The sequence below is a fragment of the Iodidimonas gelatinilytica genome, from assembly GCF_008579125.1.
GTDB lineage: Bacteria > Pseudomonadota > Alphaproteobacteria > Sphingomonadales > Rhodothalassiaceae > Iodidimonas > Iodidimonas muriae.
In genome coordinates this window covers 188,979-204,969 of the sequence record NZ_BKCL01000003.1, presented here as the reverse complement: position 1 = coordinate 204,969, position 15,991 = coordinate 188,979, and the positions used below count along the sequence as shown (strand labels likewise).

Sequence of the window (15,991 nt, the reverse complement as noted above, 5' to 3'; positions counted from 1 at the left end):
GACAGGCTTTTGCGTATCACCCCTAAAGAGGCTGGCTTGACACGAAATATACCGACAGGCACGGCCGGCGAGGATGCGGCAATTCAAGTGGAGGCGTCCGACGAAGTGTTGATGGCGCGGATCGCTGCTGGCGATGAACAGGCTTTTTCTCAGCTTGTAACCCGCCATGCAGATCGGTTTTTGGGCTTGGCTCAACGGATGTTGGGCAATCGCGACGAGGCTCAGGATGCGCTTCAGGACGCCTTCAGCCGCTTATGGCTAAAATCAAGCCAGTTCGACCCGAAAGCGGCGCGTTTTACCACATGGTTTTACCGCGTGGTAACCAATGGATGTCTGGATCGGTTGCGTAAACCGCGCCCTTTGGCTTTGGCCGAAGACTGGGATACCGCCGATGACAGCGCATCTGCCGACGAGATCATGGAGAAGCGGCAGCATGGGGATGCCGTTCGAGCGGCTTTAAAAACACTTCCCGAACGACAAAGGCTTGCCTTGAGCCTGTGTTATTTCGACGAATTGAGTAATCAGGAGGCTGCCGAGATCATGAAGATAAGCATCAAGGCGCTGGAATCTATACTCGTTCGAGGGCGGCGCGCTTTACGCAGCCACTTTATGAAGGGGCGTCATTAAGATGAGCCAGATGACACAAGAACGGTTTGAGCAGATCGTCTCCGCCTATGGGGCGGATATGCGCCGCTGGCCATCGGCCGAGCGCGCCGATGCGGCGGCCTTTCTTGCACAGAATGAAACGCTGGATGTGGTGGCCAAGGCCCGAACGCTGGATCATTTTCTGGATAGCGAAACGCCTTGCGCCCCGGCCTCTCCCGATTTTTTGCAAAGCCTGATGGCCATCCCCCGACAGTCCCGGAGCGACATCTTGCATGATGACCGCTATGGGGGCTTTGCCGCACAGCCCGCTGGCTGGCAAACAGCGTTCAAGAACCGTCCCCGTGTGGCCATCTATGCGCCTTCCACCGCCTTTGTCGTGGCCATGATCATGGGCTTGTGGTTTGGCGCATCCAATTGGGTGGGAACGTCGGAAACTGTGGATCTCACCCCCTATCTGATGGGCAGTGATATTGCATTTTATGAGGATAGCGAAGAATGACCACCGGCCTGCCCAAATGGAACATCGTTCTGATGGTGTTTTTGGCCCTGTCTTTGGCGGCCAATGTATTTTTTGGCAGTGTGTTTGCAGGCCATGCCCTGTTCGGCCCTGACCGCCAAGATTATCAGGAGACGAAAGACAACCATGGCGATCGTTATAGCCTGCGCCTTGAATTGCGGGCATTGAACGCAGCCCTGTCGGATGAAGCCCGCAAGCCTTTGCGCGAAGAATTGCGCCAGACAAAGCGGAATTTGCATACGCAGATCGACGATCTTCATCAAATCCGGCGGGAAATCCGCACGCTTTTGGCGGCCCCCCAATTGGATGAATCCGCCCTGTCCGACGCCTTTGAACGGCTCAATACGGCCTTATCGGATCTTCAGCGTCCCTTGCAGGGCATTATCGTTCGGTCCGCCAGCCGCATGACCCCGCATGAACGGGCGGAAATGGCCCGTGCCTTGGCCCGGAAAAGCGATGACCGCGAAAAAGACAAAGCCCCTGCCCATAAGCGGCAAGACAAAAAAGACCAAGAGCGCGACTAAAACCCCGCTCTCACATGATGCTTTCCCCCGGTTCTGGAGTGGCGTACGCCTCTAGAACGCCTCTTCCCATGCCCCGCGCGTGGCCGCTTTGGAATATTCCGTCGAACGGTTTTCAAAGAAATTGGTGTGCTCCACAGCGTTCAGCATGATGTCGAGCCACGGCAGCGGATTATCGTCCACATGAAACACCGGATCCAGACCAAGCTGCATCAGGCGGCGGTCGGCAATATAGCGGATATAGCGTTTCACATCGTCCGCCGTTAGCCCTTCCACCGGGCCAAGCGCAAAGGCCAGATCCACAAAGGCTTCTTCATGGGTGACGATAGTATGGCAAATATCGGTCAACTCCTTACGGAAATCGGCGGTCCAAAGCGCGGGGTTTTCCGATACCCACGTCCGGAACAGCTTGATCACGCTATCGCAATGCAGGCTTTCATCGCGCACCGACCAGCTGATGATCTGGCCCATGCCCTTCATTTTATTGAAGCGCGGGAAGTTCAACAGCATGGCAAAGCTGGCAAACAGCTGAAGCCCTTCGGTAAAGGCCCCGAACACGGCCAGCGTCAAGGCCACATCACGCGGGCTATCGGTGTTGAAGCGCTTCATATAATCATATTTGTCCTTCATTTCCTTATAATGAAGGAAGGCCGAATATTCTTCTTCGGGCATGCCGATGGTATCGAGCAAATGGCTGTAAGCCGCGATATGCACCGTTTCCATATTGGAAAAGGCCGCCAGCATCATCTGCACTTCGGTGGGTTTGAAGATCTGTGCATAATGCTTCATATAGCAATTGTTCACCTCGATATCCGATTGGGTGAAAAACCGGAAAATCTGGGTCAGCAAATTGCGTTCGCTCTCGGACAGGCGATGCCGCCAATCCTTCACATCTTCTGCCAAAGGAACTTCTTCGGGCAGCCAGTGGATGCGCTGTTGCGTCAACCAGGCCTGATAGGCCCAAGGATAGCGGAACGGTTTATAGGCAAGGCGTTCTTCAACGAGAGACATGCGATACTTTCTTCTTAACCATGAGCATGGAAGGCATTGGCAACAGCCACCGAAATGGTCAGCAAACAGTCATAAAGGGTCTGCATCGGATCAATCAAACGCTGATTGATTTCAGAATAATTGGCCGCCGTTTCATCGGGATAATCCGAAGATTCCGCAAGATTATAATCATCCGCACTAGGGGCCGCATCGGGATAGGCTTCCCGCAAAGAGGCCAGCGCTTCGGGAATGCGCAGCTCGAACACCAGTTCCATGATATCTTCACGGCTGATATCATTGCGCGAGGAAAAACGCGGAATACGCGCCGCCTGCAAAAATAAATGCTGGATCAGCGCAATGCGCACCGCGTGCAACAAGGCCAGAAAATCGCGCTCGCCCGCTTCCAGAACCTGAATGTCCTCGCCAGTTTCCCCAAGCAAGCGATGCAACAGCAATTCATCGATGCGCAACCGCGTGGCCAGCTCCAGCGTTTCACCATAGCGATCATCATGTTCCAATTGATCCGCCAGATAAAGGCACGGCTCGGTCAGATGTTTTTGATCCTTGCCATGGGGGCGCGAGGCCCAATAACCGCCATCAAACAAAGCCCCATAGGCAATCATGGTGCGCAGGCTGGCGCGGGTCCGGCTGGCAACCACCATATCCATCAGATCGCCAAAGCGTGGGCTGTCTTGTCGCCAATCGGTAAAGGGTTCCAGACTTTTACGGGTGGCCTGCCCGATACCGCCCAGCACATTCACCGGATAGCCAAGTTGCTGCAACACCGCATTATGGGGAATCGCACGCACTTTCGACAGATCCGGGCGTTCCCCCGACCCGGCTTCAAATTGTCGCCGCGCCTTCCGGGACCCGGTGGGCTTGAGCAAAGACAGGCCAAAGGCCGACAGAGTACGGTGATACGCCCCCGACCCCATCAGCGATTCCTGAAAGCGCATCACCTGTCGGAAAAAATCCAGCGTGATGTCAGGCGATTCATAAAAGCGATCCTGATCAGTGCGCTCCATACGCGCGGGCAAGCCTGCGCGGTGCTCCAGAATACGGGAAAACAGGGCAAGAGCCAGACCGGGCGTGGCAAACCACAAATATCCGTCGCCACCCTGAAAGCTGGTTTCGTGGCGCAGCCTTAACCCCCGATCGGCAAAGCATTTACGCGCCCAGGGGGACAAGACATGATCCAGCCGCGCCCGCATGGAACCGGGATGCGCCCCGCGCCCCATGGATTCACCATGGGTATTGAAAATCAGACAGTCCAGATCGCCCAGCCCATGGATTTCCACCAGCCGCGCCATATTGGCCTGAAGCCGCTCGATGGATAGGGATGCAGGGATCTGGCCAATAAACCGCCCGGCATCGGAAAAGCCGGTCTGAATGCTTATCCGACCGCGCATTTTTACCGCTTTACGATAGGCAGGCTGGCTGAACAGGACATCGAGAAAACGCTCGCCGCCTTCAAGGGCCGGGGGCGTTTCAAACAAAGGCGATACATCCACATGCTCGTCCACCCCGAACAGACGCGCCAGATAAATAGCCGCCAACACGGTAGAAGGACGCTCACATTCGGCGATCAACAGCCGGATATCCGAGTCCGCATCGATATGTTTAACGAACTGCGCAATGGTCAGAAACTGCCGTACCGCCGTGGTGGTTTCCATGGCAAGGGCGGCGAAATTCACCGCCAATGGCGCTTCTTCCGCATAGAGTTCGTTCAGGCGGATAAGAGCGGATCGGCTGGCCAGATCCACCGCTTCATCACGATCGAGCCTGCGCCGCACGGCATTGTGCAATTGCGTGGCATTCATGCGGAAATGAACCCGGCCCGCGCCCAGCCCAAAGCTATCCATCCGCACCGCAAGCAGCGCCAGATCCACCGCACAAGCCGCATCGGGATGGTCCGCAACAAGGCGGCGCAAGCGCGCACTCACCGGCTTTAGGGCAATCAATCGGCCATGACCGGGATCGGTCAACCAATTTGCCGCCTCGGCCAATCCATCGGTGGTTTCAAGCGGACCATCGAACAAGATCCGGGCTTTTTCCGTATGGGCCCGCGCCGCCTCAAGCTGTCCGGCGATTTCATCAAGGGCTTTTAAAAGCGCAGCCGGCGCGTCCTGACGGTCCACAGCCGCCAAATCCTCAAGATACCAGCCAAGTTGCCGGTCTTTTTCCAGAAGGCGCAGGCGCACGCAATCGGCCCAGCCAATATCGGTGCGGCCATCCATATCATAGCCAACCCAGCTCGCCAGATCGAACGGCATTGGCCGCAGTCGCGTCCAATCATCCGGAAAATGGCGACGGGCCACATCAAAGACCAAACGACAGATGGTACCATGGGCCTTACGGGCATTGCGGATCGCATCCAGAACCTGGCGATGCTCATCCCCCAGCGTGATACCATCCGCCCGGGGATCATCCTTCGGCGCGCACGCCTGCCCGGTTACCCCTTCGATCAAGCGGGCCGTTTCTCCGCCCGATAATAAAAAAGTGGGATGAGCCGTAAACACACAGCCCACAGCCGGATGGCCCCACCGGGCCGCAAAGTGTTCGAAATCGGACTCTTTGGCATCGGCGTCCAGCAAAGCGCGTAGTCGCGCCTCATTGTCTTCACCGGACAAAGGTTCCAGCATGGACCGCATCCATCCGGCACGATCTTCCAAAGAACGATCCAGCAAATGCGAACACAGGCGGCACAAATCCCCGCGAGACAATGTCCCTGTTTCAATGCGCGCCGAAAGATCGCAGGCCAGTCGCCAGATGGGATTGAAGCTGGGGTCTTCCGCCCGGCGCAACCGCAATTCCTCCAGCCGCGCCAGAAGGCGGTCTTCCAGTTCAGAATCCGCAGGACACGGAGCGCTTGATATATCGGCGGAGGCCATAAACTGTCTCATCCTTGATGTGATACACAGGCTTAATCTGACGCACAGGAAACCCGACGCGTGCCGCGCTGATCCTGCGTGCAATCCAATCGCAGCCAATCTTCATCTTCCAGCCGGAAATAGGCATCGAACAAGGTGGGCATCATCGCCCAGCCCCGGCTGCTCATGGAGTTCCACAAAGCCACCACACCCAACCCCTTTTCCGGAAGAAAAGCGATCTGCGCCCGATAGCCTTGCAAGCCACCATTATGCATCACAATGGACCGCCCGGCATACTCATAGATTCGCCAGCCCAAGGCATAATGGGCATCGGTTACCCGGTTTTTGAGCCAACGCACCCGGCGCAATTCGGCTCGTGTGCGCACGCGGGGCGTTTGCATCAAAGCCAGCGCATTGGGCGACAACACATCGGGCATGGTCCCCATCTGCGCTTGCAGCCAACGGGCCATATCTTCGATCGAGGCATTCACCCCACCCGCCGACGGCACATGATAATACATTTCATCCGGCGGCGCGACACGCCAACCGGACCGGCCGCGCACATGCGGACGCGCCCAATTATCATCACTCTGGAATGCCGACATCCCGTAAGAAGCCTTCATGCCCAAAGGCTTGAACAAATGATTGGCCACTGCCCGTTCAAAGGGTTCGCCGCTGATGCTGGCCACCACCGGTTCGATCAGGCTATAGGCCACATTCTGATAGCTATAACAGCGGCCCACCGGACAAATCATTTTCACCCGCGACAGCCGGTCGAAAATGGTGGGAACAGGAACATTCGCCTCGAGTAAATTATCATAAGCATAAGGCGGCAAGCCGGTGCGATGCGACAAGATATGCGCGATGGTCACTTTTTCCGCTTCATCGGAACGGGCCAGCCTGAAGCCCGGCGCATAAGGCTTGACCGGCGCTTCCAGATCAAGCTGGTGCTTGTCTGCCAATTGGGCCGCAAGGCCTGCGGCAAAGCCCTTGGACAAAGAGGCAATGCGAAAACGGGTGCTGGGTGTGATGGGGTCGGGGGCATTGACAGCGCGCTTGCCATAAGTGCGCAGCAAGGCAATGTCGCCATCTTTGACCACCGCCACAGCAAGACCGACAAAATCACCGGTTTTCACCGCCCGGTCCAGCTTGTCTGAAAAAATCTCCAGAGTTTTATCCGGAGCCAGACGCGGCTCCGGTGGCAGCCGCATTTGTGCCTGCGCATCCAGCAGGGGCGCAAACAACAGCACTGCCCCGGCCAGAAGCCCCTTCAGTCCGCCCCAACTCACACAGATACTCATTCACTTATTGGCAAGACAGACATTCTTCATAATCTTTCACCGACACGGCATCCCCGCCATGATCGCCAGCGATCATGGGAATCTCGATGCCATCCGGCGAGGGCGGCGTTTCACTGGCACCTTTGGCCATTGGTGCAAGCTTTCCCGATACCACTTCGGCGCGCTGGATCGATTTGGAGCGGCAATAATACAAGCTTTTCAGGCCCTTCTTCCACGCGCTGAAATGGATTTGATGCAGATCGCGCTTATGAATATCGGCGGGGATAAACACATTCACCGATTGCGCCTGATCCACCAGCGGAGCCCGGTCTGCCGCCAGATCCACCACCCAACGCTGATCCAGCTCAAAGGCGGTTTTAAACACCGCTTTTTCATCATCAGTCAGGAAATCCAGATGCCGCACCGAGCCTTCATGGGTGGTAATGGACGACCATATCTCTTCGGTATTCTGCCCTTTTTCTTCCAAAAGCGCCGTTAAATGCCGGTTTCTGACATTAAAGCTGCCCGATAAGGTTTTATGGACATAGGAATTTCCGGCAATTGGCTCGATCCCCGGCGACGCACCCCCGCAAAGCGTGGAAATGGAGGCCGTGGGCGCGATGGCGGTCTTGTTGGAAAAGCGTTCCATGATGCCATAATCGGCAGCATCGGGGCACGGTCCGCGCTCTTTTGCCAAAGCGGCAGAAGCGGCATCCACACCGTCCTTGATATGATTGAAAATCTTGAAGTTCCAGCTTTTCGCCAGCACCGATTCAAAAGGAACCATCTGGCTTTGCAAAAAGGAATGGAAGCCCATCACGCCAAGCCCCACGGAACGCTCGCGCATGGCCGCATAGCGGGCATGGGCATGGCCGTCCACGCCTTCGGTCTTGTCGATATAATCTTGCAAAACATTATCAAGAAACCGCATCACATCAGGAATGAATTGCGGCTCGTTGCGCCACTCGAAAAACCGTTCCAGATTAAGCGACGACAAACAGCACACGGCGGTGCGCATTTCACCCAGATGATCGCGGCCGGTGGGCAAGGTGATTTCGGAACACAAATTGGAGGTCTTGACCGTTAGCCCCGCCAGCTTGTGATGCTCGGGGATGGCGCGGTTGACCGTATCGGAAAATACCAAATAAGGCTCGCCGGTTTCAATGCGGGCGGTCAACAGCCTGATCCACAAAGATCGGGCCGAAACGGTGCGCACCACATGGCCATCGCGGGGGCTGGTCAGCGCCCATTGCTCATCGGATTCCACAGCCCGCATAAAGGCATCGGGGATCTGCACCCCATGATGCAAATTCAACGCCTTGCGGTTGGGATCGCCACCGGTGGGGCGGCGCAATTCTATGAATTCCTCGATTTCCGGATGGCTCACCGGCAAATACACCGCCGCCGATCCACGCCGCAAAGACCCTTGGCTGATGGCCAGGGTAAGGGAATCCATCACCCGCACAAAAGGAATGATACCGCTGGTCTTGCCCACGCCGCCCACGGTTTCACCGATCGAGCGCAAATTGCCCCAATAGCTGCCGATGCCGCCTCCTTTTGAGGCCAGCCAGACATTTTCCTGCCAAAGCGAAACGATAGAGCCCAAGCTATCTTCCGCCTCGTTCAAGAAGCAGGAAATGGGCAGGCCGCGATGGGTGCCGCCATTGGACAACACCGGCGTTGCAGGCATGAACCACAGCTTGGAGATATAGTCGTAAAGACGCTGGCTGTGGCCTTCATCATCACCATAATAACTGGCAACGCGGGCAAACAGATCCTGATAGGATTCTCCGGGCATCAAATACCGGTCTTCCAATGTGGCTTTGCCGAACTCCGTCAGCAAGCCATCACGCGCGCGATCGACCGAAACCGCCGCGCGGTGTTCGAAATGGGTGACCTCAAACACCTTGTCCATCCTCAATCTAGCCTGTTTACCCGACCAACCCCACATCCCCTTGCCAAGGCAAAGAACGAGAGCTTTTTAGTGTGCGTCACACGAGAACAAATGTCGAACAAAACAAAATTCATGTTTTTGTTCAAACCGTTTGACCCTATCTCATAGGATAATCCAGCCCCAAGGGATCCCTGACGACACCGGCCAATCCTATGGAATTGGCGGCTATGGGTCAACATGCTGATAAGAAAATTCGCACGATAACTATATATAGTATGTCCTCGGCAGATACAGGCTTCACAAAGCCCGCACTTTCGCGAGTCGTGCACATGCCAACACAATATCTGGAAGGGCACGCCCCATCAAAGGCGTGAGCATCCGCCAAACTGCCGCGAGATCGACCTAGAGCCGTCCAATGGCCAGAAAGCGGTCCCGACGCAATTGCCGCAAGCGGTCCGCCGGGATGCCATCCATCTCCGAAAGAGCGTCTTGTACCGCCTCTCCCAGCGCATCAAGAGCGCGTTTCGGCTCGCGATGGGCACCGCCCAAAGGTTCCGGAATAATACCATCGGCCACACCCAGCTTCACCAGATCCTGGGCGGTGATTTTAAGCGCCGTTGCCGCATCTTTCGCCTTGTCGGAGGTGCGCCACAGGATGGATGCACAGCCTTCGGGTGAAATCACCGAATAGATGGCATGTTCAAACATCAGCACCCGATTCCCCGCCGCCAGCGCCACAGCGCCGCCCGAGCCGCCTTCGCCCACGATGTTGCCACCACCGGCACCCCCAAACGCAAACAGCGCTCGGTGGATTTGGCAATGGCTTCGGATTGGCCGCGCTCTTCGGCCCCGATGCCGGGATAGGCACCGGGCGTGTCCACAAAGGTCAGCACCGGCAACCCAAAGCGATCCGCCAGATCCATCAACCGCACCGCCTTGCGATAGCCTTCGGGGCGCGACATGCCGAAATTATGCTTGATGCGCGAGGGCGTATCGGTTCCCTTTTCATTCCCCATCACCAGAACGGAACGGCCATTGAAACGGGCCAATCCGCCCATCAAAGCCTGATCTTCGCCAAAGCTGCGATCACCGGCCAAGGGAGTGAAATCGGTAAACAGATGGGCGACAATATCGGAAAAATGCGGGCGTTCGGGATGGCGTGCCACTTGTGTTTTCTGCCAAGGCGACAAACCGGCATAGGCCTCACCCAACAAGCGGTCGCGCTTGGATTGCAGCCGGTCCACCTCATCGCTGAGATCCATACTGCCATCGCCACCGGACAATTTGCGCAGGTCGCGTATTTTACCCTCTAGCTCGGCAATAGGCTTTTCGAAATCGAGAAACGTAATCATGCGTCCATCCACATTTATATGTCGGGCAAAGTGGGCAAGGCCGCCCGGCAAGTCAAGCGCTAGCCGACTGTTTTACACCACAGAATACCATGACAGACGCCAAAGCCGTCTACAAATGTCGCCAAATTCTGGTGATCGTCGCATGGCTTCAGCCAATTTGCTCTGCTTTTTTCACCATCGCTTCGGCCTGACGAATGGAGGCCAGATCAATCAGCTTGCCATCCAGCGCCACAGCCCCTTGCCCCTGCGCCCGCGCCTCTTCCATCGCTTCCAGAATTTTCCGGGCCTTCGCCACCTCGGCATCAGAGGGGCTGAACACCTCATTGGCCAAGGCCACCTGACTGGATGAATGGCCCATTTGCCTTCGCAGCCCAGCACCATGGCGCGGCCCGCATGGGCCCGAAAGCCCGCCTCGTCGGAAAAATCACCGAACGGGCCATCAATGGGCCGCAAGCCATGGGCCCGCGCCGCCACCACCATCTGCCACACCGGATAATGCCACATATCACCCCAATGCACCTCCCGATGGCCTGCATCATCCAAAGGATCGGTCAGAACGGCATAGCGCGGATTGGGCCCGCCGATCTGGGTGGTATCCGCCTTCACCGAAGCGGCGAAATCCGCAACACCAAAATGCAGGCTTTCATTGCGCGGGCTGGCCCCGGCGATGGCATTGGCATTGGCAAGCCCCAAAGCCGACTCGATAATCAGTTCAAAGCCGATGCGCTTTTTGCGGCTTTTCGCCCGTTCCACCTGCGACACCAGAACATCCAGCGCATAGACATCCGCCGCCACGCCAACCTTGGGCAGCATCATCAGATCCAGCCGCTCTCCGGTTTGTTCCAGCACATCCACCACATCGCGATAGGTCCAGGCGGTATCAAGGCCATTCAGGCGCACAGAGACTGTCTTCTCGCCCCAATCCAGATCATTGAGCGCTTCAATGACATTTTTACGGGCCTCGTCTTTCAACTCTGGCGAGACGGAGTCTTCCAAATCGAGAAACACCACATCGGCCTTGGCTTGGGCCGCCTTTTCCAAAAAACGACGATTCGATCCGGGCACCGCAAGTTCCGAGCGGTTGATCCGCGCCGTCGCGTCCTTGATGTCGGTAAAGCTCATCGGCCATCCTTTCTGGATATGTCTGTGGGATTTCCTGATCGTTCCGTATCAGCGCCCCGGCGACAAGATAAAACAGGCCAAGCCCGCCGCCTTCAACGCCCGACAGCGGGTATCCGCATCCCCCCGCGAAGCAAAAGGCCCGGCTTGCAAACGATAAAATGTGCCCCGTTCTGCAATGGTTACCGCAACGATCCGGTGCTCCAGCCCCCCCAGAAGATCGGGAGCATCCGCCAACATTCGCCGCCATTGCGCCTCCACATCCGCTTCTTGCCGCAAAGCCACCAGCTGCAAACGCCAGCTTTGGGCAAAATCCATCTCTGTCGTTGGGGATGGTGTTTGTGTGTCTTCCTGAGCATTTCTTGGCGATTCTTCTTTGGCTGCCACATCTTCCACGGGCTTTTCTATAACTGGCTTTTTCATTGCCGGTTTTTCTTGGGACGGGGCAGGGGCAGACGCCGGGGCAGGCGTGGGAGTGGGAGTGGGAGTGGGAGCGGGAGTCGCAACTGCAGCAGAGGCCGGTGCCGATTCCACAGCGGCAGCCTGCCGTTCAGCCACGGCCTCTCTATCCACCAAACGCCCCGCCAAACGATCCGATTGGCTGCGTTGATCCGCATCAATATAACGGTCCATGGTGGCCAATGCTTTTTGGGCTTCTTCCATCTCTTGGTCTGCAGCCAAACGCATCCAGGCATGGCCGCGCACCAGATCCCGAGCCACCGCATCGCCATTCCAATAGAGCAATCCCAGGCGATATTGCGACAAGGCATGCCCTTGTCGCGCTGCCGCCAACCACCAGCGCACCGCCGCTTGGCGGGCTGCCTCGTCTGTTATATCGGCTTCGAATTGCTGGCTGGCCAACAGATATTGCGCCTCCACAAAGCCTTTTTCTGCCGAGGCCGTCAAAAGCGCCAAGGCCCGCTCTGCATCGGCGTCCACGCCCAACCCCCGCCGATAAAGCGTCGACATATTATAAAGTGCACGGGCATCCCCCGCATCCACCAAGGGCTGCCATGCCGCATAAGCGCCTTGATAATCCCCTTTGAAATAAAGGCTGCGGCCAATATCCAAAGCAGAAACATCCTGAGATGAAGCAGAGGATGTCCCCGTCTCTTGCGCCAAGACAGCCTCGGTCAAAATCACCTGAGAGCAAAAGGCCATACCAAGAATAGCCAGCCTTAACAGCATCCTCTGGCCTGTCGTTAACATCGCATCGATCACTTGCACAGTCGGCGTCCTCGTCACGGATTGGGGCCTTCTTTATAAACAGAGATGAAACCTCTCGCATGCTTAGCGAAAAGCGGGCGATGGGTCTATCTCCCAAACATCACGTCCCTGCATGACATCAGCCGCAATAATTATATTAATATAAAAATATTCGGAAATTTTTATCCGGTTATATCAGTTTTTATTTATCTTTATTCTATCGCTTTACGCTTCTTTAAACGGCTTATCTTATTTTATTTGAAGTGAAAAGGCCGAGGAACCGGTCTGAACTTCAGGCATTTGATGAAGGGTTTGGCTCATGCGTGTGATGGCTTTTGCATCTCAAAAAGGTGGTTCGGGAAAAACGACCCTGAGCGGGCATGTGGCCGTGGCCGCACAACGTGCCGGGGCCGGTCCTGTGGTTTTGGTGGATACAGACCCGCAAGGCTCCCTGTCCGATTGGTGGAATGAACGGGCCGATCCTGCCCCAGCCTTTGCCCGCACCTCTATTTCCCGGTTGATCAGCGATCTGGACGATCTGCGGAGTCAAGGCTTCAAGCTGGCGGTGATCGACACCCCGCCCGCCATCACCATGGCTATCCAAAGTGTGGTGGCCGTGTGCGATATGGTGGTGATTCCCACCCGCCCATCGCCCCATGATCTGCGTGCCGCAGGGGCCACAGTGGATCTGGTGGACCGGGCAGGAAAGCCTTTGGTGTTCGTTGTGAATGCCGCCACCCCACGGGCGCGAATCACCGCCGATGCGGCTGTTGCCCTTTCGCAGCATGGCACCGTTGCCCCCGTTACCATGCATCAGCGTACGGATTTTGCCGCCTCGATGATCGATGGCCGCACAGTGATGGAAGTGAATGCCCAAAGCAAATCCGCACGCGAAGTGGAAACCCTTTGGACATATTTGCATGATCGGCTGGAGCGCTGCCACCGCCGCACCATCTTCAATGGCCGCACCAGCACACGCCCGCTGGCCAATGGCACCGCATCGCGCAGTTTCGGGCGCAAAAGCGACCCTATAGGCACCCCGACCGCCTGATGAACGCGCCTTGCTTCCTATCCTGTATCAGCCCCCAACCCCGCCGCATAAAGCGTTGTAGCTATTGTTGTAAAAGGACCCCCGGTGATGAAAACAGCAGCAAGATTGACCGCAAACCTGCTGGCCAGCAAAGGCGATGCCACGCCAGCGCTTCAGCGTCAGCGTCTCAGTTTGGCTGCGGACCGCTCATCCTTTGACGGGATTGGCCGTGCACAGGCCCCCATGCCCCCGGCCCCCTCTTCCCCGACAAAGGCCCTGTCGGGAACACAAAGCCCAAAAAGACAACAAAGAAATACGGAACAAGGCGATAAAGTAACGGATAAGAAACGAATCGCTCTTACGCTCCGTCTTGATAAGGAAAGACATCTTCGCCTCAAGCTCATGGCCGCGCACACAAATAAATCCGCGCAGGACTTGCTAATGCAGGCATTGGATGACCTTTTAGGAAACTATACGGAACCGCTTTCCGGCTGCCCTTGTCTGAATCGCTCACTGGCTCAGCAGGTTCAAACATCGGCACATCAATCCTGAAAGCGACAGGACAACAGGCAAAGACAACGGTCAGGCAAAATCAGGTGACAGTGATCCATCAGCCCATCGCCCGAAAAGCAGCTTTTCCCCGCATCGCACGCACGGCCTTGCGCGGATCGGCTTTGGTTTTGTGCCTTGCCGCCTTATCGGCTTGCACCTCTCAACCGGTTGAGCGCCAAGCCCGGGTCAACACGAACATCGATGAGCCGAACGCCCCGCTTTTTGCCGTGGCACAGCGCTTGGCCGATGCCGGACAACATGCCGCCGCCATTCCACTTTACCGGCAAGCCTGGTCTGAAGGCGGTCAGGAAAAAGCCGATGTGCTGGCAGCACTGGCGCGGTCTTTTGCGGCTGTAGGACAATATGCAAAAGCCGAAGAAACCCTTTTGCTTGCGGCGGGAAAAAACAGCTCATCGGCAGCGGTCCAATTGGGACTGGGCGAAGTGAATCTGGCCTTTGGCCGCCCGCAAATGGCTTTGGACAATTTTGATGCCGCCCTTCGTTCCGGTGGCGGGGCGCAGGCCCAGTCCGGTCGCGCGGTGGCGCTGGATGCCCTTGGCCGCCACAGCGATGCCCTTGCCGCCCATGCCCTTGCCGTGCGTCAAGGGGGCGATGATGTGAATATGCGCAGCAATCTGGCCCTTAGCCATGCACTTTATGGGGACCATCAGGCCGCTATCGATCTGTTGAAACAGGTGGTGGCCGATCCAAAAGCCCAAGCCCAGCACCGGCAAAATCTGGTTCTGGCCTATGTGCTTGCAGGCGATATGGAAAAAGCCGGTGAAATGGCCCGCGTGGATCTGGACAACCAATCGGCATCCGAAACGCTTTTGTTCTTCCGGGAATTGGCCGCCCTGCCCCCTTCGGAACGGGTGAAGGTGCTGATTCTGGGCGCACAGGAACCGGAACGCACCCTGTCCGATGAAGGCATTCTGGTCTTTGATGAAACCGACGACAAAAAAGCCGCTGCCAAGCGGTTGGTGACAGAGCCGGAGCCGGAACCTGAGCCGGAGCCGGAACCCATTCCTGAGCCAGAACCTGTCGGTCTGCCGCCGCTGATCGAGCCGGAAGGCTGGTCGGTACAGGTGGCCGCATATCGCACCAAAGACCAATTGATTCGCGGACAAAAATATTACTGGGATAAATACCGTATTATTCTGGAACCGTTGGAGCCGCGCCGTTCGGAAGTGGATTTTGGCGAGCGCAAAGCACCACCGGGTGGGTTCTTCTATCGTCTGAATGCGGGCCCCTTACGCGATCTGCAACAAGCCCGCGAGGTTTGCGCGGATCTGAAAGCGGCGGGTGCGCCATGCTGGATCCGGCCACCCGAGCCGGTGGAAGGCCGCCTGCCTGCAGCCCATAAAGAACCATAAAGAAGACGAAAGCGACTCGTGAAAACCGGTACCGATCAGAGGCCCGTATAAACGCGCCTCTTGATCGAACCGCGTCAGCCCCCCACATTAAACCGATAACAAAGCCCCGCCCAGTCGGGGAGGCTTTGCCTTTGTAAAAAGCGCCAGCGATGCCCTTCAGGGATCGGTTGCGTCTGATCGCTTCGCAAGGAGGATGAGGAATGTCGCGTTTATCGGTTTTCAATAGCCCCCTGCTTTTGGGTTTTGATCATATCGAACATATGTTGGATATGGCTGCAAAAAGCGGCAATGGTGGCTATCCCCCCTATAATATCGAGCATCTGGATGATCGCACCTTGCGCATCACCTTGGCCGTGGCCGGGTTCGCGCCAGAGGATCTCGACGTTACTGTGGAAAACAATCAGCTTGTGATTCGCGGTCGCCAAGCCGATGAAGACACCCGGACATTTTTGCATCGCGGCATCGCCGCGCGCCAGTTCCAGCGCAAATTCGTGTTGGCCCAGGGGATGGATGTCTCCGGGGCCTCCATTGATAATGGCTTGCTCAATATCGACCTGATCAGGCCAGAGCCGGAACGGATTGTCAAAACCATCGAGATTAAACCCGAACCAACCCGTCGCCGCACCGTTCATCATAAAACGGACGGAGCACCCTCTACGGTTTCACAAGAAGGAGGATGAC

Annotated in this window: 11 protein-coding genes and 2 pseudogenes; 6 read left to right on the top strand and 7 right to left on the bottom strand. The window is 56.7% G+C overall.

The annotated features are described in order from the left end of the window. Positions 1–36: 36 nt before the first annotated feature. The 3 genes from JCM17844_RS05780 to JCM17844_RS05770 are packed head-to-tail and all read left to right on the top strand — an operon-like array spanning position 37 to position 1,647. Positions 37–627 (top strand): RNA polymerase sigma factor, encoded by a 591-nt coding sequence (locus tag JCM17844_RS05780; protein WP_150000069.1) that lies wholly within the window; start codon positions 37–39, stop codon positions 625–627. 1 nt (position 628) lies between these two features. Then, complete coding sequence (locus tag JCM17844_RS05775) at positions 629–1,105, top strand: hypothetical protein (RefSeq protein WP_150000068.1); 477 nt, start codon at positions 629–631, stop codon at positions 1,103–1,105. Beyond that, on the top strand, positions 1,102–1,647 hold the full coding sequence (locus JCM17844_RS05770; RefSeq protein ID WP_150000067.1) for a periplasmic heavy metal sensor: 546 nt from the start codon (positions 1,102–1,104) through the stop codon (positions 1,645–1,647). Before JCM17844_RS05775 ends, JCM17844_RS05770 begins: the two co-directional genes overlap by 4 nt. A 51-nt stretch (positions 1,648–1,698) precedes the next feature. Here the strand turns inward: JCM17844_RS05770 and JCM17844_RS05765 are convergent, their stop codons facing one another. From JCM17844_RS05765 to JCM17844_RS05735, 7 genes and pseudogenes are all read right to left on the bottom strand, one after another. Continuing rightward, positions 1,699–2,655 (bottom strand): ribonucleotide-diphosphate reductase subunit beta, encoded by a 957-nt coding sequence (locus JCM17844_RS05765; RefSeq protein ID WP_150000066.1) that lies wholly within the window; start codon positions 2,653–2,655, stop codon positions 1,699–1,701. Between the two features lie 14 nt (positions 2,656–2,669). Continuing rightward, positions 2,670–5,525, bottom strand: a complete 2,856-nt coding sequence (locus tag JCM17844_RS05760; RefSeq protein ID WP_210431452.1) for a phosphoenolpyruvate carboxylase — start codon at positions 5,523–5,525, stop codon at positions 2,670–2,672. 32 nt (positions 5,526–5,557) lie between these two features. Then, complete coding sequence (locus JCM17844_RS05755) at positions 5,558–6,793, bottom strand: serine hydrolase domain-containing protein (protein WP_210431451.1); 1,236 nt, start codon at positions 6,791–6,793, stop codon at positions 5,558–5,560. A 16-nt stretch (positions 6,794–6,809) separates the two neighbouring features. Continuing rightward, positions 6,810–8,699, bottom strand: coding sequence for a ribonucleoside-diphosphate reductase subunit alpha (locus tag JCM17844_RS05750; protein ID WP_150000063.1), 1,890 nt, complete (start codon positions 8,697–8,699; stop codon positions 6,810–6,812). A 381-nt stretch (positions 8,700–9,080) separates the two neighbouring features. After that, positions 9,081–10,030 (bottom strand): annotated as a pseudogene (locus JCM17844_RS05745) (acetyl-CoA carboxylase carboxyltransferase subunit alpha). A 148-nt stretch (positions 10,031–10,178) separates the two neighbouring features. Further along, positions 10,179–11,152: pseudogene (locus JCM17844_RS05740) on the bottom strand (HpcH/HpaI aldolase/citrate lyase family protein). Between the two features lie 48 nt (positions 11,153–11,200). After that, complete coding sequence (locus JCM17844_RS05735; protein ID WP_210431450.1) at positions 11,201–12,337, bottom strand: SPOR domain-containing protein; 1,137 nt, start codon at positions 12,335–12,337, stop codon at positions 11,201–11,203. Positions 12,338–12,674: 337 nt separating this feature from the next. Here JCM17844_RS05735 and JCM17844_RS05730 point away from each other — a divergent pair, with 337 nt between their 5' ends. The 3 genes from JCM17844_RS05730 (at position 12,675) to JCM17844_RS05720 (ending at position 15,990) form a co-directional block, all read left to right on the top strand. Then, the gene (locus JCM17844_RS05730; protein ID WP_150000061.1) at positions 12,675–13,406 is read left to right on the top strand and encodes an AAA family ATPase; all 732 of its coding nucleotides are present in this window, start codon (positions 12,675–12,677) and stop codon (positions 13,404–13,406) included. 575 nt (positions 13,407–13,981) lie between these two features. Next, positions 13,982–15,310: an SPOR domain-containing protein gene (locus JCM17844_RS05725; RefSeq protein ID WP_150000060.1), complete on the top strand. Its 1,329-nt coding sequence runs from the start codon at positions 13,982–13,984 to the stop codon at positions 15,308–15,310. A gap of 200 nt (positions 15,311–15,510) precedes the next feature. Continuing rightward, positions 15,511–15,990, top strand: coding sequence for an Hsp20 family protein (locus JCM17844_RS05720; protein WP_150000059.1), 480 nt, complete (start codon positions 15,511–15,513; stop codon positions 15,988–15,990). Position 15,991: the final 1 nt, after the last annotated feature.

Excerpts from the sequence above, each read along its gene's own strand:
- JCM17844_RS05775 (WP_150000068.1), top strand. The coding sequence starts at position 629 with ATGAGCCAGATGACACAAGAACGGTTTGAGCAGATCGTCTCCGCCTAT.
- JCM17844_RS05770 (WP_150000067.1), top strand. The coding sequence starts at position 1,102 with ATGACCACCGGCCTGCCCAAATGGAACATCGTTCTGATGGTGTTTTTG.
- JCM17844_RS05765 (WP_150000066.1), bottom strand. The coding sequence starts at position 2,655 with ATGTCTCTCGTTGAAGAACGCCTTGCCTATAAACCGTTCCGCTATCCT.
- JCM17844_RS05760 (WP_210431452.1), bottom strand. The coding sequence starts at position 5,525 with ATGGCCTCCGCCGATATATCAAGCGCTCCGTGTCCTGCGGATTCTGAA.
- JCM17844_RS05750 (WP_150000063.1), bottom strand. The coding sequence starts at position 8,699 with ATGGACAAGGTGTTTGAGGTCACCCATTTCGAACACCGCGCGGCGGTT.
- JCM17844_RS05735 (WP_210431450.1), bottom strand. The coding sequence starts at position 12,337 with ATGCTGTTAAGGCTGGCTATTCTTGGTATGGCCTTTTGCTCTCAGGTG.
- JCM17844_RS05730 (WP_150000061.1), top strand. The coding sequence starts at position 12,675 with ATGCGTGTGATGGCTTTTGCATCTCAAAAAGGTGGTTCGGGAAAAACG.
- JCM17844_RS05720 (WP_150000059.1), top strand. The coding sequence starts at position 15,511 with ATGTCGCGTTTATCGGTTTTCAATAGCCCCCTGCTTTTGGGTTTTGAT.